The following is a 22,882-nucleotide window of genomic DNA, read 5'->3' as shown; positions in this document are numbered from 1 at the left end:
CTGGCTTCTCCGCTGCATCGACGCCATGCAGTTGAAAAACGTTCTTTGACGTATCCATGCCTATGCGGGTAATTTGCTCCACGGGCGGCTCCCTTGATTAAGTCTTGCAACGCACTCACTCTGGCACATTGCGATGCCGTTGGGAGCCGTCCACCCCAACAAGGCAGCATCGTCAGCACCGGCTATCGCTATACCACGCGCCCGACGGACGTGACGAAGCTGGACGCGGACGACCTGCTGCAGGGCGGATCGGCGGTCGTCATCGCGGGCAACGTGTCGGGCGGCATTATCTTCGACGTTCCCCCACCGCTGGATGCGACGAAACCAGACAGCGACAATGACGGCCTGCCCGACGCGAGCGAAGGCAGCGCCGCCATCACCGCATATGGCATGGCGGCGGCCGTGCAGGTCGGATCGGCGACGCAGGCAACCAGCATCGGCGCGGTCGCGGCGGGCGCCAGCGGCTACGGCCTGATCGTGAACGGCAGCATCGCGGGATACGGCATCTACAACGGCGTCGACGCCAACGCGCTTGCCATCGGCGGGTTGGGCGGCGCGGTAACGGTGGCGAAGGGCGTTCAGGTCCGGGGCACCGTCTCCGCCATATCCTACGACAGCAACGCCACCGGCCTGCGCGTCGGATCGGGCGCCAATGTGGGCGCAATCGACGTGAGCGGCACAGTGGGTGCGACCGGATCGTCGCTGGCGGGCACCGCCGCACGGGCAATCGTTATCGATACGGGCGCAAGCGTCGGCGGCATCAGCGTCAGCGGAACGGTAGGCGCGACCGCGCTCGATACGACCAAGGGGACGGCCATTGCCATCCTCGACAATGCAGGGACGGTTTCTTCCCTGTCCAATACCGGAAAGATCAGCGCGGCGGGCGGCGCGACCAACATCGCCGTCGACCTGCGCGCCAATGCCACCGGCATCGCCCTGTCGCAGGCGCTTGCATCGTCCACCGCCGCCGCGCCTTCGATCACGGGGGACGTCTATCTGGGCTCGGGCAACGATAGCGTTGGCATCTCCGCAGGCACGCTCACTGGCAACCTCCTCTTCGGCGGGGGCAACGACACCCTGGCACTGTCCGGTTCGTCGGCGATGACGGGCGGCGTGTCCTTCGGAACGGGGACCAGCAACCTCACCCTTGCCGACACGGCGACGCTGACGGGGGACGTCGATTTCGGCGGCGGCGCGGGTAGCCTCACGCTGAACGGCACATCAGCGATCAGAGGCGCGATCAGCAATGCAGGCAATGTCGCGGTGACGCTGAACGGCGGCACGTTGACGGCGACCAACACCGGCAGCATCGCGCTGGCCTCGCTCACCGCCGGATCGACATCGAGTATCGGCGTCACCATCGACCCGTCCAGAAGCGCCAATACAATCTATACAGTGGCGGGTGCCGCCAGTTTCGCCAGCGGATCGCAGGTCAAGGTCAACCTGATGCAGGTCAGAGGATCGGCGGGCGACTATGTGATCGTGCGCGCAGGATCGCTGACCGGGAGCCCCGCCCTATCGGCGACGACCACCCTTCCCTACATCTTCAAGGGGAGCACCAGTGCCGATGCGTCCGCCGGCACGGTCACTTTGTCGATCGCGCCCAAGACGGTGGCGGAACTGGGTTTGCGAGGATCGACCGCCGCCGCCTATCCGGCGATCTTCAACGCGCTGGACAACGATGCCGCCGTCGCCAACGCCTATCTGGGCATCGCCGACGGCACGACGCTGACCGCCAATCTTCGCCAGATGCTGCCCGATCATGCGGGCGGAACGTTCGAAGCGGTCACATCCGGTTCGCGCGCTACTGCCCGTATCCTGTCGGACCCCAACGGCATCTATCGCACGGCGGACGGGCGGCTCGGCTTCTGGGTGCAGCAAGTGGGCTTTGGCGGAGCGAAGAGTGTCGGTAATACCGCGTCCTACGACATCACCGGCTGGGGCGCGGGCGGTGGCGTCGAATATCTGACCGACTGGGGCGCGTTCGGCGGGTCGATCGCCTATATTCACGCAAGCGATTCCGCCGGATCGTCGAGCAACTCGGTCGATTCCGATCAATATGAGGCAGCGGCGCACTGGCGCGGCCAGTGGGGGCCCTTGCAGGCATTCGCGCGCCTATCCGCCGCAACCATCTCGTTCGACGGCACGCGCCACTTCAACAGCGGCAATGTCACCCGGACGGCGGACGGCAGTTGGGACGGCAGGCTCTATTCCGCGACGGCGGGCCTGTCCTACCAGTTGCAGATGGGTCGGTTCAGCCTGCGCCCGGCGGCGGGCGTCGATTATTATCGCCTGAAGGAAGACGGCTATGCGGAAAGCGGCGGCGGCGATGCGTTCGACCTGACCGTGCTTGGGCGCACGAGCGACGAAACGACAGTCAACGGCACACTGACCGCCGGATATGATTTCGGCAGCCTCAACAAGGACGACGGATGGTTCCGGGTCGAACTGGAAGGCGGACGGCGGCAGATCGTCGGCGGAACGCTGGGCGACACCACCGCCTATTTCAAAGGCGGCGATCGCTTCACGCTGACGCCGGAAGTCCGCACCAACGGCTGGACCGGGCGCGCTCGCCTGTATGGCGGCACCGACACGTTCCGGGTCGGCGGCGAAGTCGGCGCGGAGGAGCAACAAAATCATGTTGCCCTGTCACTTCGTGCGACGGTTAACTTCGTGCTGTGACGTCTGACAGATGAACAGGCGGGCCACACCCCATAGACCCTCCGGCCCGCCTGTTCCGCCGCGGCACGATCGCCTTCCCCAAAGGCGCCGCGGCCCTGAAAAAGAGGGCGTCGCCGGTCCCCCCGGCGGCGCCCTTTTTTTTCGCGCACCATGAAAAAGGGGAGCGTCCCGCCCGGAACGCTCCCCCCTGATCTGTCGCCGCAGGCGGGCGCGTCAGGCGGACAATGCCTTCTTCACCAATTCGTTCACGACCTGCGGGTTGGCCTTGCCCTGCATCGCTTTCATTGTCTGGCCGACGAAGAAGCCGAACAGCGCTTCCTTGCCGCCCTTATATTGCGCGACCTTGTCTTCGTTGTCGGCCAGCACCTTTGCCACGGCGGCTTCGATCGCGCCGGTGTCGCTGGTCTGCTTCATTCCCTTTTCCTCGACGATCCGGGCGGGCTTCTCACCGGTTTCGAGCATGATCTCGAACACCTGCTTGGCGATGGTGCCGCTGATCGTGCCATCCGCGACCAGTGCGAGAAGCTCCGCGCCCTCCTGCGGGCTGACGGGGCTGTCCTCCAGCCCCTTGCCCAAGCGATTGAGCGCGCCATAGAGTTCGGACAAAAGCCAGTTGGCCGAAGCCTTCGCCACGTCGCTTTCGCCCTTGCCCTGGATGCGCGCGCCTTCCGTCAACAGCACCTCGAACCAGCGCGCGGTGTCTGCGTCGGCGGTCAGCGTCGCTGCGTTATAGGCCGAAAGGCCGAGCGACTGCTCATAGCGGCGGCGCTTGGCATCGGGCAGTTCGGGCAGCGAGGCACGACATTCCTCCAGGAACGCATCGTCCAGTTCCAGCGGCAAAAGGTCGGGATCGGGGAAGTAACGATAATCGTGCGCATCCTCCTTCGACCGCATCGACCGCGTCTCGTTCCGGTCGGGATCGTAGAGGCGCGTTTCCTGCACCACCTTGCCGCCCGCTTCCAGCACGTCGACCTGCCGGTTCGCTTCATGTTCGACCACAGCCATGACGAAACGGACCGAGTTCACGTTCTTCGTTTCGGTGCGCGTGCCGAACGGTTCGCCGGGCTTACGCACGGACACATTCACGTCGGCGCGCATCGATCCCTGATCCATATTGCCGTCGCAGGAGCCGACATAGCGCAGGATCGTACGCAGCTTTGCAAGATAGGCGCCCGCTTCGGCGGGCGAGCGCATCTCGGGCTTCGACACGATTTCCATCAGCGCGACGCCCGACCGGTTGAGATCGACATAGGAGCGGGTGGGATGCTGGTCGTGCATCAGCTTGCCCGCATCCTGTTCGACGTGGATGCGCTCGATCCCGATGGTCTTGGTGCTGGTTTCGGGGTTCTTTTCATCCAGAACGATCTCGATCTGCCCCTCCCCCACCAGCGGGTGGTAAAGCTGGCTGATCTGGTAACCCTGCGGCAGATCGGCATAGAAGTAATTCTTGCGGTCGAAGCGCGACCATTTGTTGATCTGCGCGTCGATGGCCATCCCGGTACGCACCGCCTGGCGGATGCATTCGCGGTTGGGGACGGGCAACATGCCGGGCATGGCCGCGTCGACGAGGGACACCTGCGTGTTGGGCTCCGCCCCGAATGCGGTTGCCGCGCCGGAAAAGAGCTTGGCGTTGGACGTGACCTGCGCGTGCACTTCAAGGCCGATCACGACCTCCCACTCACCGGTGGCGCCCTGGATACGATAGCTTGATTCAGTCATGTTACCACCATTTGTCCGGGCGTGCGGTGAAGCCGGCGCGTTCCTCGATGGCCAGCGAGGCGTTCAGCACGGTCTGTTCGTCCAGCGCCCTGCCGATGACCTGAAGCCCGATGGGAAGTCCGGCAGCGTCGAGCCCCCCCGGCACCGCCATCGCGGGCAGTCCGGCCAGCGAGGCGGGCACGGTGAACACGTCGTTCAAATACATCGCCAGCGGGTCGGCCTGCTTCTCGCCCAAAGCGAACGACGCACTCGGCGCGGTCGGGGTCAGCAGCAGGTCGCATTTCTCGAACGCCCGTTCGAAGTCGCGGGCGATCAATGCCCGGACCTTCTGCGCCTGCGTATAATAGGCGTCGTAGAAGCCGGCCGAGAGCACATAGGTGCCGATCATGATGCGACGCTTGACCTCCGGCCCGAAACCGGCGGCGCGGGTCGCGGCATACATGTCCTGCAAGCCAGCCCCGTCAGGCAGGTCGCGCTGGCCATAGCGCACGCCGTCATAACGAGCGAGGTTGGACGACGCCTCCGCCGGGGCGATGATGTAATAGGTCGGCAGCGCATATTTCGTATGCGGCAGCGATACCTCCACCACGTTTGCGCCTGCGTCCTTCAGCCATTCGATCCCGCGATCCCACAGGGCGCCAATCCCGGCGTCGAGCCCCTCGGGGCGGTATTCCTTCGGAATGCCGACGGTCTTACCCTTAAGGTCGCTCGACAGCCCGGCTTCCCACTGGGGCACCGGCACGTCGAGCGATGTGGAATCCCTGGGGTCGAAGCCCGCCATGACTTCCAGCATGATGGCGTTGTCGCGCACGGTGCGCGCCATCGACCCCGCCTGATCGAGCGAGGAGGCGAAGGCGACGATGCCCCAGCGGGAGCAACGGCCATAGGTCGGCTTGATGCCGCTGATGCCGGTGAAGGCAGCGGGCTGGCGGATGGAGCCGCCCGTGTCGGTGCCGGTCGCCGCCGGGCACAGCCGTGCGGCGATGGCCGAGGACGACCCGCCCGACGAGCCGCCGGGCGCCAGCGCGGCATTGTCTCCGCCGCCACGCCGCCAAGGTGAAATCACATTGCCGAAATAGCTCGTCTCGTTGGACGATCCCATGGCGAACTGGTCGAGGTTAAGTTTGCCCAGCATCCCCGCGCCCGCCGCCCAAAGCTTGCCTGATACGGTCGATTCATAGGTGGGTACGAAGCCTTCGAGCATATGGCTCGCCGCAGTCGTCTGGACGCCCTGCGTGCAGAACAGGTCCTTCATGCCAATGGGCACACCCGCCAGAGCGCCGAGCGGCGCGCCGGACGCCTTCGCCTTGTCGGCGGCGTCCGCGGCCTCCAGCGCCTTTTCCGGCGTTTCGACGATGAACGCGTTCAGCGCCTTCGCCGCAGCGACGTTCGCGTTGAACGCGTTCGCCACTTCGCGGGCGGAGAAATCGCCTGCGCGAAAGCCGTCGCGGATCTGCGCGACGGTAAGATCGGTAAGCTCTGTCATTATTCGATCACCTTGGGCACGGCGAAGAAGCCATGTTCGGCCTGCGGCGCGTTTGCGAGCACCTTGCCGCGCACGTCGCCATCATTCACGACATCGTCGCGCAGGCGTTGCCGGTTGGGGATGACGGCGGTCATGGGTTCGACGCCGGTCACGTCCACTTCGCCCAGTTGCTCCACCCATCCCAGGATGTTGTTGAGTTCGGGCACCATCGCCTGCGCTTCCTCCTCGCTCACCGAAATGCGCGAGAGGCTTGCGATCTTTTTCACGGTCTGAAGGTCTATCGACATGGGCCGCCGCTACCACCCGTTCCGGCCCGCTTCAAGCGGCTTTCGCGCCCCTTGCGCCTACCCTGTTCCTGCGTCAGACAGGGAACAGGGCGGCGCGCGGTCGTCGCCGTCATGGGGAGTGGGGACAAGGTGGCGCGCAAATTCCTGTATGTGGTCGCTACGCTGGTGGTGCTGGTGATCGCTGCGCTGCTGGTCTACCGGGTGTGGGGGATGGAGCTCATCCGCATGGTCATGGTCCCGCGCGAGGCCTATACCGCACTGCAACCGCTGCCCGCCGACGCCTATGACGATCCGGGGATGTGGATCGCCCGCCCCGACATCAAGGCGAACCCGGCGCTCTGGACCCCGGCAGGCGTAAAGCCGGCGGAACAGCGGAAAATGGCAGCGGTCTTCTTCATCCATCCGACCAGCTACATCACGACGTTCGGCGACGCGCACTGGAATGCGCGGCTGAGCGACAAGGATGCCAATGCGACCGCGAAGCGCTTCGTCGCCAGCCAGGCGAGCGCGTTCAACGCCGCAGGCGCGATCTGGGCGCCGCGCTATCGCCAGGCCAATTACGGGGCTTTCCTTACCGACAAGCCCGCAGGCGACCAGGCACTCGCCGCGGCCTATCGCGACGTCGCGCAGGCATTCGCGGCCTTCCTGAAGGCCAATCCCGATGGGCCGCTGATCCTCGCCGCGCATAGCCAGGGGTCGCGCCATCTGCTCCAGCTGCTGCGCGAACAGGTGGCGGGCAAGCCGGTGGCCGATCGGGTGGCGGCGGTCTATGCCGTGGGCTGGCCGGTGTCGGTCGAGGCGGATCTCCCCGCGCTCGGCCTCCCGGCCTGTGCGCGGCAGGATCAGGCGCACTGCATCGTCAGCTGGCAAAGCTATGCCGAACCGGCCGATCCGTCCGCTGTCGTCGAGACGTTCGAGAAGGGCACCGGCTATACCGGCAAGCCGCGCAAGGGCACGCATATGCTCTGCACCAATCCCATCACCGGCGCATTCAACGGCGCGGCTCCGGCCAGCGCGAACAAGGGGACGCTCGACGCCCGCGAGGAGGGCAAGCCACCCAAGCTGGTTACCGGAATCGTGCCTGCCCGATGCGATACCAGCGGCGTGCTGATGATCGGGGAGCCGGTGGACATGGGGCCGTTCACCCTGCCCGGCAACAACTATCACGTCTACGACTATAGCCTTTTCTGGGCCAATGTGCGGAACGATGCGCAGAAACGGCTGGCGGCATTCACGCGCGAGTGACAACGGCCGCTGGACGTGACACAGGGCAGCGCATGACTTTGGTGACGACCGACCGCGCGGCCTTTCGCGCCGCATTGCCGCAGGGCGGGCGGCTGATCGGGATGGACGTGGGGACGAAAACCATCGGCCTTGCCCTGTGCGACGCGTTATGGACCATCGCCAGCCCCGCCTACACCGTAGCGCGAACCAAGTTCGGCAAGGACAGTATCGGCCTTGCCGCTTTCATTGAGCAGCAACAGGTGAAGGGCATCGTCATCGGCCTGCCGCTGAACCTCGACGGATCGAGTTCGCCGCGTGCGCAGGCCAGCCGGGCCTTCGCCCATAATATCGCGGACCTCGGCCATCCGATCCTGCTGTGGGACGAGCGCTGGTCGACGCAGGCGGTGACGCGCACCCTGCTGGAGGCGGACGCCAGCCGGGCACGGCGCGAAGAACTGGTAGACAAGCTCGCGGCGAGCTACATTCTTCAAGGGGCGATCGACGGGTTGGTGGCAGGATTGGAATGACGACGATGCGGATCGGGATCTGGGCTACGGGCGCGGCTTTGGCTCTGGGCATTCTGTTGCCCGCCAGCGCGCATGCGGGCTTCTACAGCGGTGACGCCCTGTATGAGAGTTGCACGACCGACAAGGATGCGAAGGATTATTTCGAGCGGTCCTATGAATGCGTCGGCTATATCAGCGGAGCGGTGGACGCGTTTAACACGACGCGGGAGGCGAACGGCCTCAAAAGCTGCATCCCCGGCGATGTGACGATCAATCGGCTGCGCAAGACGACCGTCGATTATCTGGGCAAGAACCCCAAGGATCGCGCCGCCAATTCCGCTTCGTCACAGGTGTTCGCGGCGATACGCAAGGCATGGCCGTGCAAGGGTACGCCCAAAAAGAAAGCGGCGGGAAAGAAGAAGCGCTGAAGGCGGCTTATTGCGTGACCCAGTGCGCGGAGCCGAGGCCCTGGGCATAAAGCAGCGCGGATAGGTCGCCATGGACGATTTCTGCGGCGGCGGCGGCGCGCGTTTTGGGTTTGGCACGATAGGCAACGCCCAGCCCCGCACCCTCGATCATCGGGATGTCGTTCGCCCCATCGCCCACGGCCAGTGTGCGCGCACGGTCGATACCGCCTGCAATAGCTTGCTCCAGTTCGGCGCGCTTGCGGGCGGCGTCGACGATAGGCGTTTCGACCGTCCCGGTGAGCGCGCCGTCCGCGATCTCCAGCACGTTGGCGACATCGGCGTCGAAGCCGATTTCCTGCGCGACCGGCCCGGTGAACCGGGTAAAACCGCCCGACACCAGCAGCGTGCGCGCACCCCGCGCCTTCATCGTGCGGACCAGCGCCACGGCACCCGGCATGATGCGCACCCGGTCGATCCGGCAGCGGTCGATGGCGTTCGCGTCCAGCCCCTTGAGCAGCGCCACCCGTTCCCTCAGCGCACTCTCGAACCCCAGCTCGCCACGCATGGCGCGTTCGGTGATCTCCGCGATCTGCGGCTTGATACCGGCATAGTCGGCCAGTTCGTCGATGCATTCGACCGTAATCATGGTCGAATCCATGTCGGCGATCAGCAGGCTCTTTTCCCGGATCGCGACCGGCTGGATCAGGATATCGATCCCGCGCCCCAGACCGGCCAGCGCGGAACGGGCCGCGACCGGTTCGCTTGCAAAGAAGAGGTCGGCCGCCTTGCCCGCGTCCAGCCACTCACTGCCTTCGGGCTGGCACCCGGCATCGCTCAGCCGGTCGGCGGCTTCGGCAATATCCCCCTGCCCGATTCGATCACTTGCCACTAAGGTCGCGACGAACATGCCATACTCCGAACCAGAAACAGGCGAATCCCGCCCGCGCGTCGCGCTTATTGCCGGGCCGACCGCCAGCGGCAAGAGCGCGCTTGCCATCGCCCTCGCGCGGCGGGCGGGCGGCGTCGTCATCAATGCCGATGCAAGCCAGGTCTATGCCGACCTGCGCCTGCTTTCAGCGCGGCCGTCGGACGAGGATATGGACGGCGTTCCCCATCGGTTGTTCGGCCATATCGACGGCGCCCAGGCCTGCACCGCCGCGCGGTGGGCGGCGGAGGCAAGGGCTGAGGTGGAGGCCGCTCATGCGTCCGGTCGCCTGCCGGTGCTGGTGGGTGGCACCGGCCTTTATATCCGCACCCTGCTCGACGGCATTGCGCCGGTACCGGATATCGACCCGGACATTCGCGCTACGGTGCGGACATTGCCCGTCGCCCAAGCCCATGCGGCATTGGGCCGGGAGGACCCGGAAGCCGCCGCCCGGCTGGCCCCCGCCGATACGACGCGCGTGGCCCGCGCGCTGGAGGTGGTACGGTCCACCGGCACGCCGATCCGGGAATGGCAGCGGAACAAGGTCGGTGGGATCGGCGACCGGATCGCGCTTGCCCCCGTCATCCTGTTGCCGCCGCGCGACTGGCTGGCGGAGCGGTGCGATGCGCGCTTCGCCGCGATGCTCAAGGAAGGGGCCATAGCCGAAGTGGAGGCGCTGCTCGCCCGCCAACTCGATCCGGCGCTGCCGGTGATGCGCGCGATCGGCGTGGCGGAGATTGCGGCGCTGATCGAAGGCGACAGCGATGTAGACAGGTGTTTCGCAAATGGCAGCCTTGCCACCCGGCGCTATGCCAAGCGTCAATATACCTGGTTCGCAAACCAGAGCCCCACCGACTGGCCACGTGAGATGAGACATATTGATAATGAAGTTATCGATGAAATAGCAATTAAGTTACAACAATAGTGGTTGACCGGGCATTTTATGTCCCCTAGAGGCTAGCACCTTGCCAATGAAGGCGCTTGGGCGCAAAGCCGTGCCCTTGCGAAATTGAAGGAGTTTTCATCGTGGCCGAAAAGAGCGGCGCGGACATACTGGTCGAATGCCTGGTCGATCTGGGCGTCGAGGTTGTGTTCGGATATCCGGGCGGCGCGGTGCTGCCCATCTATGACGCGCTCTTCAACCACCCCCGGATCCGTCACGTGCTCGTCCGTCACGAACAGGGCGCGACGCACATGGCCGAAGGCTATGCGCGCTCGACCGGCAAGCCCGGCGTCGTCCTCGTCACGTCCGGCCCCGGTGCGACCAATGCGGTCACGGGGATCACCGACGCGCTGCTCGATTCCATCCCGATGGTCGTCATCACCGGGCAGGTTCCGACGCAACTGATCGGCACCGACGCGTTTCAGGAAGCCGACACCATCGGCATCACGCGCCACTGCACCAAGCACAATTATCTGGTGAAGGACCCCGCGCGGCTGGCCGGCGTCGTTCATGAGGCGTTTCATATCGCCACCACCGGTCGGCCCGGCCCGGTCGTCATCGACATTCCCAAGAATGTCCAGATCGCGACCGCCCCCTATGCCAAGCCCGAGCTGAAGGTCCATGCCAGCTATCGCCCGCAGACAAATGCGGACGCAGCGGCGATAGACGCTGCGGTCGAGATGCTGGCGGCGGCAGAGCGTCCGGTGCTCTACACCGGCGGCGGCGTCGTCAATTCCGGCCCGCAGGCGAGCGCGCTGCTGCGCGAGCTTGCCGCGCTGACGGGCGCGCCCGTCACTTCCACGCTGATGGGCCTGGGCGCCTTTCCCGCATCGTCCGACCAATGGCTGGGGATGCTGGGAATGCACGGAACCTTCGAAGCGAACTGGGCGATGAACCAGGCCGATCTCATCCTGTGCGTGGGCGCACGCTTCGACGACCGCGTGACCGGACGGCTGGACGCCTTCGCGCCCAACAGCCGCAAGGTCCACATCGACATCGACCGCAGTTCGATCAACAAGATCGTCGATGTCGATGTCGCCGTCGTCGCCGATGTCGCCAGCGCGCTGGAGGATATGGTGGCACTGTGGAAGCAGCGCGGACATCAGGCGCAGGACCTGGGCGAATGGTGGGCGCGGATCGCGGGATGGCGCGCCAAGCGCAGCCTGGACTATTCCGAAACCGGGCCGGAGATCATGCCGCAGCGCGCGATCGCCGACCTTTACACCGCCTGCCGCGCGACCGGCAAGGACGTCATCATCACGACCGAAGTCGGCCAGCACCAGATGTGGGCAGCGCAGCATTTCGGGTTCGAGGCACCCAACAAGTGGCTGACGTCCGGGGGCCTCGGCACGATGGGCTATGGCTTTCCCGCCGCCATCGGTGCGCAGCTGGGCAATCCCGACAGCATCACCATCTGCATTGCCGGGGACGCATCGATCCAGATGAACATCCAGGAGATGGGAACGGCCAGCCAGTATCGCCTGCCGGTCAAGATCTTCATCCTCAACAACGAATATATGGGCATGGTCCGTCAGTGGCAGGAACTGACCTATGAAAGCCGCTATTCGAACAGCTATTCCGACAGCCTGCCCGATTTCGTGAAGCTGGGCGAAGCCTATGGCTGGACCGGTATCCGCATCGATGGACGCGAGGAGTTGCAGGACGGCATCCGCCGGATGCTGGAAACGGACGGGCCGGTGATCGTCGATTGCCGCGTCGCCAAGCTTTCCAACTGCTTCCCTATGATCCCGTCGGGCGCGGCGCATACCGACATGCTGCTCGACCCCAATCAGATCGCGGGCGTCATGTCGGATGAAGCCAAGGCGCTGGTGTGAGGACGATCGGGTGACCGGGCACCTCAAGCTGCGCATCCATGTGACCGAACCATGGGATTTCGAACGGGAAGCCGGGACGACCGAGTTGACCGGATGGACCACCGACCATGCCGGTCCCGACAATGAGAATTGGGAAGTCCATCTCGACCATGGCTTCGATTTCAACAAGCGGCGGATCGGCACGCTGCTTGTCGGACCGCGCTATGTCGGCGAACGGCTGGATCGCATGTTCGAAGCGGTAGCGGGCTTTCCGGTGCGGCTCGCCCACAGGCAGGACGGCGAATGGCATTTCGCCTTCGTCGCGATGATTTCGCAACTGCACGACCGGCCCGATGCGGGTCAGGCCGCCAGCGAAGACGATCAGGATCACGGAACAGTCTGATGCATATCCAGGAAGAATTGAACCAGCGGCACGTCCTGTCGCTGACGGTCACGAACGAGGCGGGGATATTGGCGCGCATCGCCGGGCTGTTCACGGCGCGCGGCTATAATATCGACAGTCTGACCGTGGCGGACATCACGCCCGACCATGGCGTCAGCCGCATCACCATCGTGACGAGCGGCCCGCCCAAGGTGATCGATCAGATCATCGCGCAGCTCGACCGGCTGGTGCCGGTGCACAAGGTGACAGACCTGACCGAGGAAGGCCCCTTCGTCGAGCGCGAACTCGCGCTGGTCAAGGTCGCGGGCACGGGTGAGGACCGGATCGAGGCGCTGCGGCTTTCCGATATCTTTCGCGCAAAGGCCGTGGACACCACGCGGGAAAGCTTCATCTTCGAAATTACCGGCACGACCGAGAAGGTCGACAATTTCATCGCATTGATGCGGCAGATCGGCCTGGTCGAGGTCAGCCGCACGGGCGTTGCCGGACTGACGCGGGGCAAGGATACCGCCTGACAGACCATGCGTCTTCCGCAGGGAAGGCGCTTTATCACCGACCCATCCACAACCAATGTTCGATGCCCGCCGCATGGCGGGACGAGAAGGGGAAATATCATGAAGGTTTATTACGACCGTGACGCCGACATCGGCCTGATCAAAGGCAAGAAGGTCGCGATTCTGGGCTATGGCAGCCAGGGTCACGCCCATGCGCAGAACCTGCGCGACAGCGGCGTCGCCGAAGTGGCGATCGCGCTGCGCGCCGGCTCGCCCAGCGCCAAGAAGGCCGAAGGCGCAGGTTTCAAGGTGCTGCCCAACGCCGAGGCCGCCGCATGGGCCGACGTGTTCATGATCCTTGCCCCCGACGAGCATCAGGCCGCGATCTATGCCGCCGATGTGCACGACAATCTGCGCCCCGGCGCGGCGCTGGCGTTCGCGCACGGCCTCAACGTCCATTTCGGCCTGATCGAGCCGCGCAAGGACGTGGACGTCATCATGATCGCGCCCAAGGGCCCCGGCCATACCGTGCGCGGCGAATATGTGCGCGGCGGCGGCGTTCCCTGCCTGATCGCGATCCATCAGGATGCGACCGGCAACGCGCATGACATCGCCCTCTCCTACGCCAGCGGCGTGGGTGGCGGGCGCAGCGGCATCATCGAAACCAATTTCCGCGAGGAATGCGAAACCGACCTGTTCGGCGAGCAGGCAGTGCTGTGCGGCGGTGCGACCGCGTTGGTGCAGGCAGGCTTCGAAACGCTGGTCGAGGCGGGATATGCGCCCGAGATGGCCTATTTCGAATGCCTGCACGAGCTGAAGCTGATCGTCGACCTCATGTATGAAGGCGGCATCGCCAACATGCGCTATTCGATCAGCAACACTGCCGAATATGGCGACATCAAGACCGGCCCGCGCATCATCAACGAAGAAACGAAGAAGGAAATGAAGCGCGTGCTGGCCGATATCCAGTCGGGTCGCTTCGTCAAGGACTTCGTGCTCGACAACCGCGCCGGGCAGCCTGAACTGAAAGCCAGCCGCATCGCGGCGCAGCGCCATCCGATCGAGGAAACGGGCGCGAAGCTGCGCGCGATGATGCCGTGGATCACCGCCAACAAGCTGGTCGACCAGGACAAGAACTGACGCCTGATCCGTCAACGGAACGGAAACGATCCGTTCGCCGTTACGGCGCTGGATCAATCGAGGGGTGCTGCTATGGTGCGGCACCCCTTGAGCGTTTCTGGAGACATCATCCATGCGTAAATTCCTGATCCCCGCCGCTGCGCTAATCGCGCTGGCCGGCGGTTCCGCCCTCGTCGCGCAAATGCCGACTTCCGCCCCCGGCACGAAGGACGTGGCCAAGGTGAGCGGCGGCACCTACAAGGTCGATGGCGGCCACACGCAGGTCGTGTTCGCCTGGGACCACATGGGTTTTACCAACAATGCGGGCACGATCGCCGAACCGACCGGCACGCTGACGCTGGACAAGGCTAATCCCGCCAACAGCAAGGTCAGCGTCACCTTTCAGATCGCGAACCTTCGCACCGGCGTCGCCAAGCTGGACGAGCATCTGTTGAAGCCCGACTTCTTCGACGCAGCGAAGTTCCCGACCGCGACGTTCGTGTCGACCAGCGTCAAGCCCGAAGGCGCCAACGGCGCGGAGATCACCGGCAACCTGACGCTGCATGGCGTGACCAAGCCGGTGACGCTCGACACCCAATTCTACGGCGTCGGCCCCAATCCGATGACCAAGAAGGAAAATATCGGCTTCGTCGCCACCGGCACGATCAAGCGCAGCGACTTCGGCATGGGCGCATTCGTGCCGCTGGTCAGCGACGCGATCGAACTCAAGGTCATTGCGGGCTTCGAAAAGCAATAGAATGCGGGCGTGGGCGCGCTTCCTGACGCTGACCGGCGTCATCGCGCTTACGCCGGCGGCTGGCGTGCCGGGCCTTTACCAGCCCGGCCGCTACACCGTCGATCCGGCCGCGACCCATGTTCATTTCCATGTGAAGGCGCTCGTCGGCAAATATGAAGGCGACCTGCGCGAACCGACCGGCGAGGTCGTGATCGACCCCGGCCTTCCCGACCGCGCCAGCATCGATATCAGCTTTCCGGTGGAAACGCTGACGACCGGCGACGCTTCCACCGATGCCATGCTGAAGGGCGAAAGCTTTTTCGACATGCGTCGTTATCCCACCGTTCGCTTCACCGCCGACGCCGCGCCGCTCGCCACGACGGCGGGGGACACTCGGATCGACGGCCAACTCACTATGCACGGCATCACGCTGCCCACAACGCTCGCCGTCCGCCTGGTCGGCGTGACGCCGGACGAAGCGCCCAGCATTTCGACCCTCCGCTTCACCGGCGCGATGACGGTCGAGCGCAGCAAATTCGGAATGGGATTTGGCCGCCCCTTCGTTGCCGACCGCGTCGAATTGGCCGTCGACGCAATATTCCATCGCTCCTGAACCGGGCGGGGACAGAAACGGCTTTACGTGATCGCGCAAAAGCGGTTAAGGGCTACGCCATGCACAGCACCGCGCTTCTTACCCTGCTACGACTTACACGCCCTTAGGCGTGGCTTTTGTGCTGCCATCCGACTAAAGGGCAGCGTCGATCCGCCTAAGGGCATTTACAAACAGTCAAGTCGATCAACGGATGCGGCGTCCTTGCGCGCCGACCGGTGCGTATCAGGAACAACGCCATGATGCTGAAGCAACCTTCCCAGAAATACCGCCCTTTCCCCCAGGTGGACCTGCCCGACCGGCAATGGCCCTCGCGCGTCATCACCGCCCCGCCCCGCTGGCTGTCGACCGACATGCGCGATGGCAACCAGTCGCTGATCGACCCGATGAACGCGGAAAAGAAGCGGCGCTTCTTCGACCTGCTGATCAAGGTCGGCGTCAAGGAGATCGAGGTCGGTTTCCCGAGTGCGGGCGCGACCGAGTTCGACTTCATATCGGGCCTGGTCCGCGACGGCGCGATCCCAGACGATGTCATGCCCCAGGCGCTGACGCAGGCGCGTGCGGACTTGATCGCAACAACATTCGAATCGCTGCGCGGCGCGAAGCAGGCGATCGTCCACGTCTACAACGCGGTATCGCCCGCCTGGCGCAACATCGTGTTCCAGATGGAGCGGCAGGAAGTGCGCCAGATCGCAGTGGACGCAGCCAAGCTGCTGCGCGATCATGCGGCCAAACAGCCCGATACCGACTGGCATTTCGAATATTCGCCCGAAACCTTTTCCACCGCGGAACTGGATTTCAGCCTGGAATGCTGCGAGGCGGTGATGGATATCCTGCGCCCTACGCCGGAACGACCGCTGATCCTGAACCTGCCCGCCACGGTCGAATGCGCGACGCCGAATATCTACGCCGACCAGATCGAATGGATTTGCCGCAATATTTCAAAGCGCGACAGCGTCGTCATATCGCTGCACACCCATAACGACCGCGGCACTGGCGTCGCGGCGGCGGAACTGGGCATCATGGCCGGAGCCGACCGGGTCGAAGGCTGTCTGTTCGGCAATGGCGAGCGCACCGGCAATTGCGATCTCGTGACCGTCGCGCTGAACATGTATACGCAGGGCATCGACCCCGGCCTCGATTTCAGTGACATCGACGAAGTCATCCAGACGGTAGAATATTGCAACCAACTGCCCGTCCATCCGCGCCATCCCTATGCCGGTGAACTGGTCTTCACCGCCTTTTCCGGCAGCCACCAGGACGCGATCAAAAAGGGCTTCGCAGCGCAGGAAGCACGCAACGACGAAATCTGGAACGTGCCCTATCTGCCCATCGATCCCAAGGATCTGGGTCGCGATTACGAAGCGGTGATCCGCGTCAATTCGCAGTCGGGCAAAGGCGGCGTCGCGTGGGTGCTGCAACAGGATAAGGGATACAAGCTCCCCAAGCGCATGCAGGCGGACTTTTCCAAGGTGGTTCAGGCGCTGGCCGACAGCACCAGTCGCGAACTCAACGCCGCCGATATCGGGGAAGCGTTCGAAAGCCATTACGGGCTGACGGGCGAGCAGCCCTATGCGCTCATCGACTATCATGAGGGCGGGCAGGCGGGCGACCGCATCTTCACCGGCAAGATCGCGCATGACACCGGGTCAGGCGGCGTCGAACGCTCCATATCCGGGCGTGGCAACGGCCTGCTTTCTTCCGTGCTGGCGGCTTTGCGGGACGAATTCGGCGTGGAGCTGGAGATCGCCGATTATAGCGAACATGCCATCGGCGCGGGCAGCGACGTGAACGCCGCCGCCTATGTCGAATGCCGCACATCCGACGGACGCACCGTGTTCGGTGTGGGCACCGACAGCGACGTGGCGACAGCATCGGTCAAGGCCGTGCTGTCCGCCGCCAACGGTATCGCGGCACGGGGCTGAAGCGAGGTACGGGCCGGGGAACCGGCCCGTTTCGTTCAGTTCGACCGGGCGCGGATCGCCCGGTTCCATCGTTCGAAGGACGCCTGAATGCCCGCGACAGCAGGCGTTCGTCGAGGGCATGGGCAAAGCCGGATCCCGCGCTCGGGTGGCATAGCCAGCCGCCATGCCGCAGCAGCGATCCCCCCATTCCGTCATGTCCGCCCTTCTTGCGATCATGGATTTATCGCGCATCTGTGGCATAGAGGATTTGCCCGGCCAATCCGTTTGACCGGGTCGGCGGAGAAAGGGCCACCTTATCCCTGTTATACAGCTGTCAAGAATTGCTTGCACGCAATCGGTCGTCACGCGCCCGATAGTGCCGGTCGTTCGAAGAAAGAAGAGTCATGGCCCTCCATTATCGCAGTTTCGGATTTCAGGTGCTGGCGGGCATGGCGGTGGGCCTGATGCTCGGCCTCGTCGCACGGCAGATGGGCGCGGGGCCTGACGGCGACCTCAACTGGCTGGCGACGACGCTCAAGACCGTGGGGTCGATCTTCGTATCGCTGTTGAAAGCGATCGTGCCTCCGCTGGTGTTCGCCGCCATCGTCGCGTCCATCGCCAACTTGCGCGCGCTCGACAACGCGGCGCGGCTGGCCGGGCAGACATTGCTGTGGTTTGCGATCACCGCGCTCATCGCGGTTGCCATAGGCATCGCCATCGGTGTCATCGTCCAGCCCGGTGTCGGCATGTCCAGCGCGGTGCTGGCCGCCAAACAACCGGACTCGGTGGGCGGATGGCTCGATTTTCTGAAAGGCCTGGTGCCGGCCAACAGCCTGGCCCTGTCGGGCAGTACGAAGATCGCGGAAGATGGCACGGCGACCACCGGCCTGTCGTTCAACATCCTGCAACTTCTGGTCATTTCGATCGCCGTTGGGCTCGCCACGCTCAAGGTCGGGGACCGGGCCGAACCTTTCCTGGCATTCGTCCGATCGCTGCTGGCGGTTGTGCGCGCGATATTGGGATGGGTCATCCGGTTGACCCCAATCGGGTCGGCAGCACTGATCGGCACCGCCATCGCCACCTATGGCTGGAGCGCGCTGGCGCAATTGGGGAGCTTCACTGCGGCGGTATATCTTGGCCTCGCGCTGGTGCTTCTGGTGGTCTATCCGCTGCTGCTGATCGCCAATGGCCTGAAGCCCGGCGCCTATTTCGCCAAGGCTTGGCCCGCTATCCAGCTGGGTTTCGTATCGCGTTCGTCGGTGGGCACACTGCCGGTGACGGAAACCGTGACGGAGCGTCTGGGTGTCGACAAGGGCTATGCCGCTTTCGCCATCCCGCTGGCATCGACGACGAAGATGGACGGGTGCGCATCCATCTATCCTGCTCTGGCGGCGATTTTCGTAGCTGGTTTCTATGGGATCCCGCTGCATTTCATCGATTATGTGCTGATCGTGATTGTGTCCGTCATCGGGTCGGCCGCGACCGCAGGGCTGACCGGCGCAATCGTAATGCTGACGCTGACGCTTTCGACGCTGGGATTGCCGTTGGAGGGGGCCGGGTTGCTGCTGGCCATCGACCCGATCCTCGATATGGGACGCACCGCCGTCAACGTTGCCGGGCAGGTGCTGGTCGGCGTCATCGTCGCCAAGCGGGAGGGGATATTGGACGAGAGCGCCTATTATGGCGCGCTTGCAACCGAGGCGTCGCCCCTGCCCGCAGAATAAGCCGCCGAATAAGACGGGGCCGCGCCCCTGCAGGGAGCGCGGCCTTGCGGGTCAACTGGCCTTTTTGAGTTCGGCGGGCTTGTGCGCGGCTTTCTTGCCGGACTTGTCGCTCTTAACGATATACTGCGGATCGTCCTTTGTCGCGGCGACCTTGTGCCCCTTGATATGAGTCGTGCTGGTCTGCTTCTTTTCCACCGTGCCCTTGGTCTTGCCTTGGCTGGTGTCCCATTCGACCTTATCGCCCTTCTTGAGCTGCTTTGTCATCGTCGCTCTCCTTCGTTGCGCCTCGCTCGTCAATTCGCAGCGATGCGCGCCGTTCCGCGCCTGCACCAAAGCGCAGGCGCGGCTCGCCATCGGCGGCATTTTGTCCTAGGGGCAGCGGCATATATCGATCGGACGAAGGTTGGCTGACGTGAGTTATCAGGTGCATATCATCGGCGGGGGCCTTGCGGGCAGCGAAGCCGCCTGGCAGCTGGCGCAAGCGGGCGTGCGCGTGCGCCTGTCGGAAATGCGGGGCACCGGCGACATGACGCCGGCGCATCAGACGGACGGCCTTGCCGAGCTGGTCTGCTCCAACAGTTTCCGCTCCGACGATGCGGACAAGAACGCAGTGGGGCTGTTGCACCAAGAAATGCGGCGACTGGGCTCGCTCATTATGGCGCAGGCCGAACCGGCCAAGGTGCCCGCCGGATCGGCGCTGGCTGTCGACCGCCATGTGTTTTCAGGCGGCGTCACTCGCGCGCTGGCCGAGCATCCCCATATCGAGATCGTGCGCGAGCGGATCGACGACCTGCCGACGCAGGGCATGACCATCGTCGCCACCGGCCCGCTCACCGCCCCGGCTTTAGCCCGAAGCATCGGGCAGGCAGCGGGGATGGAGCATCTCGCCTTCTTCGACGCCATTGCCCCGGTCATCCATTTCGATAGCATCGACATGGACAAATGCTGGATGGCGAACCGCTGGGATAAGGTCGGTCCCGGCGGCGGCGAGGGGAAGGATTATATCAACTGCCCGATGACGAAGGACCAGTATCAAGCCTTCGTGCAAGGGCTGATGGATGGGGAAAAGACCGAGTTCAAGGAGTGGGAGGCAAACACCCCCTATTTCGAAGGCTGCATGCCGATCGAAGTCATGGCGTCGCGCGGACCGGAAACGCTGCGCCATGGGCCGATGAAGCCCATGGGCCTCGACGACCCACGCACCGGGCGCTGGCCCTATGCCGTGGTGCAACTGCGGCAGGACAATGCGAGCGGCACACTCTGGAACATGGTGGGATTCCAGACCAAACTGAAACATGGCGCGCAGGTCGATCTTTTCCGGACGATACCGGGCCTGGAGCAGGCGGAGTTCGCACGGCTGGGCGGCCTGCACCGCAATACCTTCATCCAGAGCCCCAAGCTGCTCGATCCCACGCTGCGCCTGAAAAGCGCGCCGCATATTCGGTTCGCCGGGCAGATGACGGGATGCGAAGGCTATGTCGAAAGCGCGGCCATCGGGTTGCTGGCGGGACGGTTCGCCGCTGCCGAGCTTTTGGGTGAGGCGCTGGCGCCGCCGCCCCCCGACACGGCGCTGGGCGCGTTGCTGGGCCATGTGACTGGTAACGTAGCGACGGCGGACTATCAGCCGATGAACGTCAATTTCGGCCTTTTCCCGCCGCTTGCCGATGTGAAGAAAAAAAGCCGGAAGGAAGCCTATACAGCGCGGGCGCGCGCGTCGTTCGGCGCATGGATGGGCGACATGGCACTCGCCTGACGCGTTTTCCGAATCAGCATTGGCATTTGGGTTTGGCGGTCCGTTTGGGCGCGGTGGTCGCGAATTCCGCAGGCGTCAACTTGCCGTCCCCATTCGCGTCAGCCGCCGCGAAGCGATCCGCGGTGGCGACGGCCCATTCCTCGAACGACAGAAGATTGTCCCCGTCCTTGTCGAGCGCCTTGAACGCCTTTACCCGGCTGCCGAGCATTTCAACCCGGGTGATGACGCCGTCGCGATTGCGGTCGTAGCGTTCGAACCGTTTCTGTTCGCGGCTCCTTTCGCTGGCCTGCGCCGGGACGGGGGGCGCTTCGCCTACCGCGTCGGGGTCTCCTTCCGGCAGCGGCTCCAGCGCGGGCGGCGGCGGGGGAGCGGAAGCGAATTGGGGCAGCGGTTGCCGGCTGGCGCGTCCCTGCCACCAGAACAGCCCACCCGCAATCAGCAGCAGCATCGCCATCGCGCCTGCGAGTAAACGCCCCATCTCATCGTCTCCCTGTGTCGCGTGGACGCTATCCCGATCCGCTACCGCCCGACAAGCGCGATCCGTAACAGGCGCAGGGCGTAGGATCGGGGAACACCGGTCGGCGCGCCGCGTCCTGCCAAAACATCCTGCCGCGCCAGCGTGAAGGCGATGCGCAGCGGCTTCCATGACCGGGGCCAACGGGTGTCGCGAACGTCGGGCGCGGCGCTGCGCGCCAGCTTGAGCGCCCCCCGCGCCAACGCCGCATCGTTGACATGCCCGGCCAGATCCCAAAGCGCCCAGACTCGCCCCGCCGCGATCAGCCACGGGGGCGGATCGGCTTCGTCCGCCAGCGCCCGGAACAGGCCGCCGCCCCGCCCGGTCGCGTAGTCCTGCAACTGCGTGTCGCCAAGGTCCGGCTCGACCGTCAGAATTTCCCAGCCGTCTATCATCGAGACCAGACCCGGCGCGGCCATGCCGCCGGTTTCGCGCAGAGCGTCGGCAACGGGCTCTCCCCGCCCCTTCACACCCGCCGTATCGTCGATCACGTCATTCCACCAGGCAAGCCGCATCTGCCCGATGATAGGTTCGCTCGTGGTGCGCGCGACAGCGGCGAGACGGCCATCGAACGCCCATATCGCACGATGGCGAGCGCCGTGCGCACCGGCGTGCGCGCAAAGAAGGGAGGGCATGGGGGGCAGCATCGGATGTACCAAATTGTCATAGCCCGGCGGCGTCATTTTACCAATTCTTTAACCCCCAACCCTTAACTCGATGAAATTCAAGCTCGCATAAAAAGGTCGTAGTCGAGTCCGGCACACACAATGCCGACGGAACTGAGGCGGGTGGTAGCAACGCAATGAACAGACACGCAAATATATTCACCGGCCTCTTGTCCCGGCTTCGGACTAGCCAAGCGGGCAACACGCTGGCGATCGTCGCCGCTGCCCTGCTGCCTTTGGCGGCAATGGTCGGCAGCGGTCTGGACATAAGCCGTGGCTACCTGGCGCAGGTACGGTTGCAGCAAGCCTGCGACGCAGGCGTGCTTGCGGGCCGCAAGCTGATGGGCACGGCAGGCGTGCTGACGCCAGCCGTGACGGCGGAAGTGCGCAAATATGTGCGCTTCAATTACCCGGACAGTTACATGGGATCGTCGTTGCAAGACGCGAATATCGTTCCCACGCTGGGCACCAACGACCAGATCAACCTGTCGATATCGACCACCGTGCCGACCGTGCTGATGACCCTGTTCGGTCGCCAGACGATGGCCGTAGCGGCGACATGCAGCGGCAGGAACGATTATGCCAATATCGACATTGTCCTGGTGCTCGACAACACCGGATCCATGGCGTGCAAGCCCGAACGCGACGGCACCGATTGCAGCAACTGGATATTCGGCAACGGGCGGAGCGGTCAAACAATGACCGTGAACGGCAAGACCGTCACCTATGTCGCCGAAGAAACCAGCGGGGGTGTCAATATTTCCCGGATGCAGGCGCTGCGCACCGCCCTGTCCAACCTCCAGTCGCAGATGGCGACCATCGAAAACCAGTTCAACGTAGCGTCTCCTGGCAGTCGCAAGCGCGTGAGATGGGACTGTCAGGATTTCCGTGTGCGGCCGGGCGGTTGATCATCAGGCCGCCATGGCTCTGATGAAACGTTCGCCGAAGATCACGGCAAATTGCGCCT

Annotated in this window: 22 protein-coding genes; 15 read left to right on the top strand and 7 right to left on the bottom strand. The window is 64.4% G+C overall.

Translation table 11 applies throughout. The features are described from left to right. The first annotated feature begins 93 nt into the window (after positions 1-93). Complete coding sequence (locus DI606_RS14660) at positions 94-2,682, top strand: autotransporter domain-containing protein (RefSeq protein ID WP_293984359.1); 2,589 nt, start codon at positions 94-96, stop codon at positions 2,680-2,682. Positions 2,683-2,895: 213 nt separating this feature from the next. On the opposite strand, the gene gatB is transcribed toward DI606_RS14660, so the two are convergent. Genes gatB through gatC form a run of 3 tightly spaced genes read right to left on the bottom strand, consistent with a single transcriptional unit; the run spans position 2,896 to position 6,174 of the window. Beyond that, positions 2,896-4,401, bottom strand: coding sequence for an Asp-tRNA(Asn)/Glu-tRNA(Gln) amidotransferase subunit GatB (gene gatB / locus DI606_RS14655; protein WP_293984357.1), 1,506 nt, complete (start codon positions 4,399-4,401; stop codon positions 2,896-2,898). A 1-nt stretch (position 4,402) separates the two neighbouring features. Then, positions 4,403-5,887 (bottom strand): Asp-tRNA(Asn)/Glu-tRNA(Gln) amidotransferase subunit GatA, encoded by a 1,485-nt coding sequence (gene gatA / locus DI606_RS14650; protein WP_293984355.1) that lies wholly within the window; start codon positions 5,885-5,887, stop codon positions 4,403-4,405. Then, positions 5,887-6,174, bottom strand: a complete 288-nt coding sequence (gatC, locus tag DI606_RS14645; RefSeq protein ID WP_293984354.1) for an Asp-tRNA(Asn)/Glu-tRNA(Gln) amidotransferase subunit GatC — start codon at positions 6,172-6,174, stop codon at positions 5,887-5,889. The genes gatA and gatC overlap by 1 nt, the downstream gene beginning before the upstream one ends. A 129-nt stretch (positions 6,175-6,303) precedes the next feature. Between gatC and DI606_RS14640 the strand changes: the two genes are divergently transcribed. Genes DI606_RS14640 through DI606_RS14630 form a run of 3 tightly spaced genes read left to right on the top strand, consistent with a single transcriptional unit; the run spans position 6,304 to position 8,332 of the window. Next, positions 6,304-7,419 carry a DUF3089 domain-containing protein gene (locus DI606_RS14640; RefSeq protein ID WP_293984353.1) on the top strand — a complete coding sequence of 372 codons (1,116 nt, stop codon included), beginning with the start codon at positions 6,304-6,306 and terminating at the stop codon, positions 7,417-7,419. Positions 7,420-7,451: 32 nt separating this feature from the next. Continuing rightward, positions 7,452-7,925 carry a Holliday junction resolvase RuvX gene (gene ruvX / locus DI606_RS14635; RefSeq protein WP_293984352.1) on the top strand — a complete coding sequence of 158 codons (474 nt, stop codon included), beginning with the start codon at positions 7,452-7,454 and terminating at the stop codon, positions 7,923-7,925. Then, the gene (locus DI606_RS14630) at positions 7,922-8,332 is read left to right on the top strand and encodes a Rap1a/Tai family immunity protein (protein ID WP_293984351.1); all 411 of its coding nucleotides are present in this window, start codon (positions 7,922-7,924) and stop codon (positions 8,330-8,332) included. The genes ruvX and DI606_RS14630 overlap by 4 nt, the downstream gene beginning before the upstream one ends. 7 nt (positions 8,333-8,339) lie before the next feature. Here the strand turns inward: DI606_RS14630 and serB are convergent, their stop codons facing one another. Then, a complete protein-coding gene (serB, locus tag DI606_RS14625; RefSeq protein ID WP_293984350.1) occupies positions 8,340-9,218 on the bottom strand; it encodes a phosphoserine phosphatase SerB in 879 nt (292 codons plus the stop codon). Here serB and miaA point away from each other — a divergent pair. From miaA to DI606_RS14580, 9 genes are all read left to right on the top strand, one after another. Beyond that, positions 9,217-10,161, top strand: coding sequence for a tRNA (adenosine(37)-N6)-dimethylallyltransferase MiaA (miaA, locus tag DI606_RS14620; protein WP_293984349.1), 945 nt, complete (start codon positions 9,217-9,219; stop codon positions 10,159-10,161). The two genes, serB and miaA, sit on opposite strands and share 2 nt — an antisense overlap. Before the next feature lie 101 nt (positions 10,162-10,262). Continuing rightward, positions 10,263-12,014, top strand: coding sequence for a biosynthetic-type acetolactate synthase large subunit (gene ilvB, locus DI606_RS14615; protein WP_293984347.1), 1,752 nt, complete (start codon positions 10,263-10,265; stop codon positions 12,012-12,014). A gap of 10 nt (positions 12,015-12,024) precedes the next feature. Further along, positions 12,025-12,396, top strand: a complete 372-nt coding sequence (locus tag DI606_RS14610; protein WP_293984345.1) for a hypothetical protein — start codon at positions 12,025-12,027, stop codon at positions 12,394-12,396. Next, the gene (ilvN, locus tag DI606_RS14605; protein ID WP_293984343.1) at positions 12,396-12,911 is read left to right on the top strand and encodes an acetolactate synthase small subunit; all 516 of its coding nucleotides are present in this window, start codon (positions 12,396-12,398) and stop codon (positions 12,909-12,911) included. The genes DI606_RS14610 and ilvN overlap by 1 nt, the downstream gene beginning before the upstream one ends. Before the next feature lie 99 nt (positions 12,912-13,010). Further along, positions 13,011-14,030, top strand: coding sequence for a ketol-acid reductoisomerase (ilvC, locus tag DI606_RS14600; RefSeq protein ID WP_293984341.1), 1,020 nt, complete (start codon positions 13,011-13,013; stop codon positions 14,028-14,030). A gap of 112 nt (positions 14,031-14,142) precedes the next feature. Then, a complete protein-coding gene (locus tag DI606_RS14595; protein ID WP_293984340.1) occupies positions 14,143-14,766 on the top strand; it encodes a YceI family protein in 624 nt (207 codons plus the stop codon). A gap of 1 nt (position 14,767) precedes the next feature. Further along, positions 14,768-15,358 carry a YceI family protein gene (locus DI606_RS14590; protein ID WP_293984339.1) on the top strand — a complete coding sequence of 197 codons (591 nt, stop codon included), beginning with the start codon at positions 14,768-14,770 and terminating at the stop codon, positions 15,356-15,358. Between the two features lie 236 nt (positions 15,359-15,594). Beyond that, positions 15,595-17,280, top strand: a complete 1,686-nt coding sequence (gene leuA, locus DI606_RS14585) for a 2-isopropylmalate synthase (protein ID WP_293984338.1) — start codon at positions 15,595-15,597, stop codon at positions 17,278-17,280. A gap of 383 nt (positions 17,281-17,663) precedes the next feature. Next, positions 17,664-18,983 (top strand): dicarboxylate/amino acid:cation symporter, encoded by a 1,320-nt coding sequence (locus tag DI606_RS14580; RefSeq protein WP_293984337.1) that lies wholly within the window; start codon positions 17,664-17,666, stop codon positions 18,981-18,983. Between the two features lie 51 nt (positions 18,984-19,034). Here DI606_RS14580 and DI606_RS14575 read toward each other — a convergent pair whose 3' ends face one another. Continuing rightward, positions 19,035-19,247, bottom strand: coding sequence for a DUF2945 domain-containing protein (locus DI606_RS14575; RefSeq protein WP_293984336.1), 213 nt, complete (start codon positions 19,245-19,247; stop codon positions 19,035-19,037). 139 nt (positions 19,248-19,386) lie between these two features. On the opposite strand from DI606_RS14575, the gene trmFO reads away from it, so the two are divergent. Continuing rightward, complete coding sequence (gene trmFO, locus DI606_RS14570; protein ID WP_293984335.1) at positions 19,387-20,736, top strand: methylenetetrahydrofolate--tRNA-(uracil(54)-C(5))-methyltransferase (FADH(2)-oxidizing) TrmFO; 1,350 nt, start codon at positions 19,387-19,389, stop codon at positions 20,734-20,736. A 13-nt stretch (positions 20,737-20,749) separates the two neighbouring features. Here trmFO and DI606_RS14565 read toward each other — a convergent pair whose 3' ends face one another. Together DI606_RS14565 and DI606_RS14560 are read right to left on the bottom strand one after the other, a co-directional pair. Continuing rightward, a complete protein-coding gene (locus tag DI606_RS14565) occupies positions 20,750-21,214 on the bottom strand; it encodes a hypothetical protein (RefSeq protein ID WP_293984333.1) in 465 nt (154 codons plus the stop codon). 41 nt (positions 21,215-21,255) lie between these two features. Beyond that, complete coding sequence (locus DI606_RS14560; RefSeq protein ID WP_293984332.1) at positions 21,256-21,885, bottom strand: hypothetical protein; 630 nt, start codon at positions 21,883-21,885, stop codon at positions 21,256-21,258. A gap of 167 nt (positions 21,886-22,052) precedes the next feature. On the opposite strand from DI606_RS14560, the gene DI606_RS14555 reads away from it, so the two are divergent. Continuing rightward, positions 22,053-22,823, top strand: coding sequence for a Tad domain-containing protein (locus DI606_RS14555; RefSeq protein WP_293984331.1), 771 nt, complete (start codon positions 22,053-22,055; stop codon positions 22,821-22,823). Positions 22,824-22,882 lie beyond the last annotated feature (59 nt).

Origin of the sequence: Sphingobium sp., assembly GCF_003248505.1 — a bacterium.
Classification (GTDB): domain Bacteria; phylum Pseudomonadota; class Alphaproteobacteria; order Sphingomonadales; family Sphingomonadaceae; genus Sphingobium.
The sequence above is the reverse complement of the archived record's forward strand: the minus strand, read 5'-3'. Positions and strand labels throughout refer to the sequence as shown.